Consider the following 5,789-nt stretch of genomic DNA (forward strand, 5'->3'; position numbering starts at 1 on the left):
CCCTCCGCCAGCGCGGGAGCGGGTTTCCCTTCCCCCCAAGCCCCCCATCCCTTCCCCAGCGCGCTTTTACCGGGGAAAGAGTCAGAGACACGAGGCAACCCCGCCTCTATGGCAAGGGGAGCGTGTACGGGCGATAGACATTGAAATTATTTGTAAAATTAGTGTTAACAGGCCCGTAGGGCAAAGCGTAACGTCACGACGGACGGCTTGTTTTTGTGGGGAGAGGGAGACCCCCTCGCTTTGCTGTCGATGCCTGTAAGGCTCCTGCGTCGCCTAACAGGCACGGCCCTGCGGGCCGCCTCTCGGTCGCGCCTAGCGCGGGAGGGGGTCTCCCTCTCCCCACACCCCTCTCCCTTCCCCCAGCGCGCTTTTCTCAAAGCAGACGCCGCTGGTACGGAAGGGTATCTTTTTTGTGCGGCGCGATAGAGGGGCCATTGCAAAAGGCTAAACACGAGAGGGGACACAGCGCCGTCCGGCCGAAACCAAGCGGAAAAACCGCGTTTTTTCCGCGAAACGCCAGGCCGTATGGTTTGAAACGCAAAGCGTTTCAAACGGAAAATGCTCTAGAGCAATTCCACATTGAAAATGTGGATTGCTCTGGTAGTCGCGAGAGCGACTACCCGCAACCGAACACACGGAAAAACCACGCTTTTTCCGTAGTGTGAGGGCAGCGTCAGCATTGAAATTGGACACAATTTCAATGCGAATCTGCTCTAAAAGCGCGCCGGGAAGGGAAGGGGGGCTTGGGGGGAAGATAGCCCCTCCTCCGGAAAAACTGCTCGTCAAAAAAGGAGCGGAAAAGCCGACATGTTGTGCCTTGGGATAGAAAGTTCATGTGATGAGACGGCGCTTGCGCTGGTGGAGGACGGCAGGCTGCTGGACGCGGTGCTGGCCAGTCAGGTGGACATGCACGCGCTGTTCGGCGGGGTGGTGCCGGAGCTGGCCTCGCGGGAGCATTACCGCTACATGGGGCCGCTGTATGATGCGCTCATGTCGCGCAACGCCCGCACGGCGTCGGAGCTGGACGTGGTGGCGGTCTCGCGGGGGCCGGGCTTGCTGGGCAGCCTGCTGGTGGGGGTGGCGTTCGCGAAGGGGCTGGCGCTGGGCGTCGGGGCGCGGCTGGTGGGGGTGAACCATCTGCACGCGCACCTGCTGGCGGCGGGCCTGGAGCAGGAGCTGTCCTTTCCGGCGCTGGGGCTGCTGGTCTCCGGGGGGCATACCCATCTTTACCGCATGGACGGGCCGGACGCATTCGTCACGCTGGGGCGCACGCTGGACGACGCGGCGGGCGAGGCGTTCGACAAGGCGGGCAAGCTCATGGGACTGGCCTATCCGGCGGGCAAGCTCATGGACGAGCTGGCCTCGCGGGGCGATGCCGAGGCGGTCAGCTTTCCGCGTCCGTATGTCCATAATGATACGCTGGATTTCAGTTTCAGCGGCCTCAAGACGGCGGCCGCGGCCTTTCTGGACAGCCTGCCGGAAGAGCGGCGCTGGCCCCGTCCGGTGCGGAGCGCCGAGGGCGCGCCCCGGACGCTGTGCGACTGCTGCGCCGCATACACGCAGGCTGTGGTGGACACGCTGCTCATCAAGACAGGGCGGGCGCTCGACCGCCATCCCGACCTGAAGACGCTGGTGCTGGCGGGTGGGGTGGCGGCCAACAGCCACTTGCGGCGTCAGGCCGAGGCCCTCATGCGGCGGCGGGGAGGGCGTCTCGTGACGCCGTCACCGAAGCTGTGCACGGACAATGCGGCAATGGTGGCCTATGCGGGCTGGCGGCTGGCCGCGACGGGCGGGCACCATGACCTTTCGCTGGAGGCCGTGCCGCGCGGCAGGCCCCTGCCGGACGATCTGCGGCATGGCCCGGCGTGCCGGACGGCTTGACACTTTCCCACGGGCAATCTACCCTGTCAGGACGTGCGCCGCGTTGCCGCGCGGGGCATCTGACGCCAACTTTACTTGACAACATGGAGGAAAACCATGGCTGAACAGATCACCGACGCGACCTTTGACATGCAAGTTTTGAAGTCCGATCAGCCGGTTTTGCTTGACTTCTGGGCGCCCTGGTGCGGCCCCTGCCGCGCGCTCGGGCCTGTCATCGAGGAGCTTGCCTCCGAATATGCCGGTCGTGTGCACATCGCCAAGATGAATGTTGACGAAAACCCCGCCACGCCGGTCAAATACGGCATCCGCGCCATCCCGACCCTGATCCTCTTCAAGAACGGCGAAGCCGTGGAGCAGGTGACGGGCGCCGTCAGCAAGGACGCCATCAAGAACATCCTCGACAGCAAGGCCCTGGCATGAGCAGCGTGGACGCCATCGTCATCGGCAGCGGTCCGGCCGGGATCACGGCCGCGCTCTATCTGGCCCGCTCCGGCTGCTCGGTCATGCTCTTCGAGCAGATGGCCGCGGGCGGTCAGGTGCTGCAGACGGCCGAACTGGAGAACTATCCCGGCTTCCCCAAGGGCATCAAGGGGTATGAGCTGGCCGACCTGCTTTCGGCCCACCTTGAAGGGCTCACCGTCACGCGTTCCAGCGAGGCGGTGACGGAGGTCAGCGGTCACGCCGGGGCCTTCACCGTCAAGACGGCCAAGAGCAGCGTCACCGGCAAGGTCGTGGTGGTCTGCACCGGCGCGCACCATCGCCGCCTCGGCGTGACCGGCGAAAGCTGGATGCAGGGCAAGGGCGTCTCCTATTGCGCCCTGTGCGACGGGAATTTCTTCCGCGGGCAGCCGGTCGCCGTGGTGGGCGGCGGCAATTCCGCGCTGGAGGAATCCCTCTATCTGGCCAAGCTGGCCTCCAAGGTCTATGTCATCCACCGGCGCGACGCCTTCCGCGGCGCACGCATCTACCTCGACAAGCTGGAAGCCATGCCGGACAAGGTGGAGATCGTGCGCAGCTCCACGGTGACGGCCCTGCACGGGGACAACGCCCTCGAAGGCGTGACCGTGACCAACGTCAATACCGGCGAAGAACGCCGTCTCGACGTGCAGGGGCTTTTCATCTATGTGGGCTTCGAGCCGGGTACCGCCTTCCTGCCCGCCGCCGTGGAACGGGACGCGCAGGGCTTCATCGTGACGGATGCGGAAATGCGGACCAATGTGCCCGGCATCTTTGCCGCCGGGGACGTGCGCGCCAAACTGTGCCGTCAGGTCATCACCGCCGCCGGAGACGGCGCAACCGCCGCGCAGGCGGCATTTGTCTTCCTGGAACAGCTCCATGCGTAAATCAATGCTTCGCTCGCTGGTCTTGGCCCTTTCGCTGTTCACCCTTTCCGGTTGCGGCATCATCGACATGGTCTATCTGCCGCCGCCGGAGGATACCGCACAGGAGATCTTCGAGGCCGGCAACGAGGCCATGAGCGAAAAGAACTATGTGCGCGCGGCGGAGTTCTACATCAAGCTGCGCGATACGTTCCCGTTCAGTCCCTATACGCTGGAAGCGGAGCTGGCGCTGGCCGACTGCTACTATCTCGACAAGGAATACATCCTGGCCGCCGAAGCCTACAAGGACTTCGAGTCCATGCATCCCCGCCACGAGGCCATCCCCTATGTCCTCTATCAGACGGGCATGTCCCTGCTCGGGCAGTTCATATCCATCGACCGCGCCACCACGGAAGTGCAGGAGGCCTACGATTACTTCAACCGCCTCCAGCAGACCTATCCCGACACGCCCTATGCCAAGAATGCTCCGGAAAAAATGGCGCAGTGCCGCAAGATCATGGCCGAGCACGAACTGTACATAGCCGATGTGTTCTGGCACATGGGCAAGTACGGTCCTGCCTGGCGGCGCTATGAATTCATCGCGGAAAACTACTCCGACGTGCCGGACGTGACCGCTCATGCCCGCGAAAAGGCTCAGGCCGCCTACCTCTACTATCGTGAGGAGCAGGCCGACACGCAGCGTCAATCGCGCGAAGGCACATGGAAAAACTGGTTCAAATGGCTCTAGGGCCAGGAATGACAAGCCCCTTCGGGGGCTTTTTTTATCGGTGGTGAAACATGCAACCTGATCACGCGGCCGCCAAGAATCAGGCGGCCCTCGCTTCCGTGCTGGCGGCCCTCGCCCTGACGGCGCTCAAGCTGGCCGTGGGCCTCTACACCAACAGTCTCGGCATCCTCTCCGAAGCCCTGCACAGCGGGCTGGACCTGCTGGCGGCCATCATGACCTTTTACGCCGTGCGGATCTCCAGCCGCCCGGCCGATACCAGCCACCCCTACGGCCACGGCAAGGTCGAGAACCTCTCGGCGCTGGCCGAGACCCTCCTGCTGTTCATCATCTGCTTCTGGGTGGTCTATGAGGGCGTGGACAGGCTGCTGCACGGCGGCGAGCCGGTCATCCCCTCCCTCTGGGGCGCCGCCGTCATGGCCATCTCCATGATCGTGGACATCAACCGCGTGCGGATGCTGCGCCGCGTCGCCCGCGAGACCAAGAGCCAGGCCCTCGAGGCCGATGCCCTGCACTTCGCGACGGACATCCTGTCCTCGGCCGTCGTCCTCGTGGGCGTGCTCGCCGTCTGGCTGGCCGCCGCGCTGGACATCCCCGGCCCGGTGCACGCCGTCCTCGTGCAGGCCGATACCGTGGCCGCCCTCATCGTGGCCTGCATCATCTTCCGTTCCAGCCTGCATATGGCGCGCGAGGCCATCAATACCCTCATGGACTCCGGCTCCACGGAAGAACAACGCGCCATAGCCGAGGCCGTGGCCGCCGTGCCCGGCATCACCGCCGTGAGCCGCGTCCGCGTCCGCACCAGCGGACCGCAGGCCTTCGTGGACATGACCGTGGGCGTGGATCCGCAGGTGCGGGTCAGCGAAGGCCACCGCCTCGCCCATGAGGCGGAGCTGGCCGTGGATGCCCTCCTCCCCGGAGCGGATGTCTCCGTCCATGTGGAACCCATGCTCGCCTCCGCCACCGCAAGCGACCCCTTCATGGCCGTCCAGATGGCCGCCGCCTCGCACGGCCTCGCCGTCCACGACGTGCAGATCTTTCGTACGGACCAGGAGACGCGCATCGAGCTGCATGTGGAAATGGACGGCAATATGCCCTTCGCCCAAGCGCATCTGCTCGTGCGCGACTTCGAGGAACAGGTGCGCCGCCAATGCCATGTGCGCGAAGTCCTCACCCATCTGGAACCCCGTGAAGCCTCCTCCGCCTGCCGCGGCCTCACCGCCTCAGCTCCCCAGGCCCAGGCCGCTTGGGAACAGATCCAGCAGGCCGTCGATCGGGAACCCCTGCTGCGCGCCGCCCACGGCTTTTCCGCCTACGCCACCGCCGAACAAGGTCTCTGCGTCGGCTTCCACTGCCGCGTGGCCCCCGGCCTCTCCGTCGAACAAGCCCATTCCCTCTCCGTCCGCCTCGAACGGCAACTCCGCGAACTCATCCCCTCCCTCGGACGCATCTGCATCCATCTGGAACCCGAAGAAAATACCTAACGCCGTTTGGGCGGTAGTTTTTTTCTGTGGGGGGAGGGAACCCCTTTCGCTAGCGCGCAAAGGGGTTCCCTCCCCCCACGCCCCCCACCTTCCCCAAACGCGCTTTATCATGAGGATGGAACGCCGCCGTTTCGCGCGGGCTTTCCGTCATCAGCACCTGTCGTGCAAACAACAAAAAAGACATGGCGAGGAGTCCCAGAGTTTTTTCAGCTCTATTTTGCAAAAGGCGTTACGGCAGTCATTGCAGCAAACAGCCGGAACGAGGAGAAGGGGAGGGCTTGCGCGTCGGGGAGATGTACTGGGAGGCGATAAAAGTTTTGGGAAGGGAGAGGGGGAGCGCGAGGGGGAGAGGGAGAACCG

Annotated in this window: 5 protein-coding genes; all 5 read left to right on the forward strand. The window is 64.4% G+C overall.

The window, feature by feature from the left end; genetic code table 11:
- The first annotated feature begins 807 nt into the window (after positions 1-807).
- The 5 genes from tsaD (at position 808) to Q0K00_RS11140 (ending at position 5,429) form a co-directional block, all read left to right on the forward strand.
- Positions 808-1,881, forward strand: coding sequence for a tRNA (adenosine(37)-N6)-threonylcarbamoyltransferase complex transferase subunit TsaD (gene tsaD, locus Q0K00_RS11120; protein WP_297229533.1), 1,074 nt, complete (start codon positions 808-810; stop codon positions 1,879-1,881).
- A gap of 96 nt (positions 1,882-1,977) precedes the next feature.
- Positions 1,978-2,301: a thioredoxin gene (trxA, locus tag Q0K00_RS11125; protein ID WP_297229536.1), complete on the forward strand. Its 324-nt coding sequence runs from the start codon at positions 1,978-1,980 to the stop codon at positions 2,299-2,301.
- On the forward strand, positions 2,298-3,224 hold the full coding sequence (trxB, locus tag Q0K00_RS11130) for a thioredoxin-disulfide reductase (RefSeq protein WP_297229537.1): 927 nt from the start codon (positions 2,298-2,300) through the stop codon (positions 3,222-3,224). The genes trxA and trxB overlap by 4 nt, the downstream gene beginning before the upstream one ends.
- Positions 3,217-3,948 (forward strand): outer membrane protein assembly factor BamD, encoded by a 732-nt coding sequence (locus Q0K00_RS11135; RefSeq protein WP_297229539.1) that lies wholly within the window; start codon positions 3,217-3,219, stop codon positions 3,946-3,948. Before trxB ends, Q0K00_RS11135 begins: the two co-directional genes overlap by 8 nt.
- Before the next feature lie 50 nt (positions 3,949-3,998).
- Positions 3,999-5,429 carry a cation diffusion facilitator family transporter gene (locus tag Q0K00_RS11140; protein WP_297229541.1) on the forward strand — a complete coding sequence of 477 codons (1,431 nt, stop codon included), beginning with the start codon at positions 3,999-4,001 and terminating at the stop codon, positions 5,427-5,429.
- Positions 5,430-5,789 lie beyond the last annotated feature (360 nt).

Source organism: uncultured Desulfovibrio sp., assembly GCF_944327235.1.
In the GTDB taxonomy this organism is placed as follows: Bacteria; Desulfobacterota; Desulfovibrionia; order Desulfovibrionales; family Desulfovibrionaceae; genus Desulfovibrio.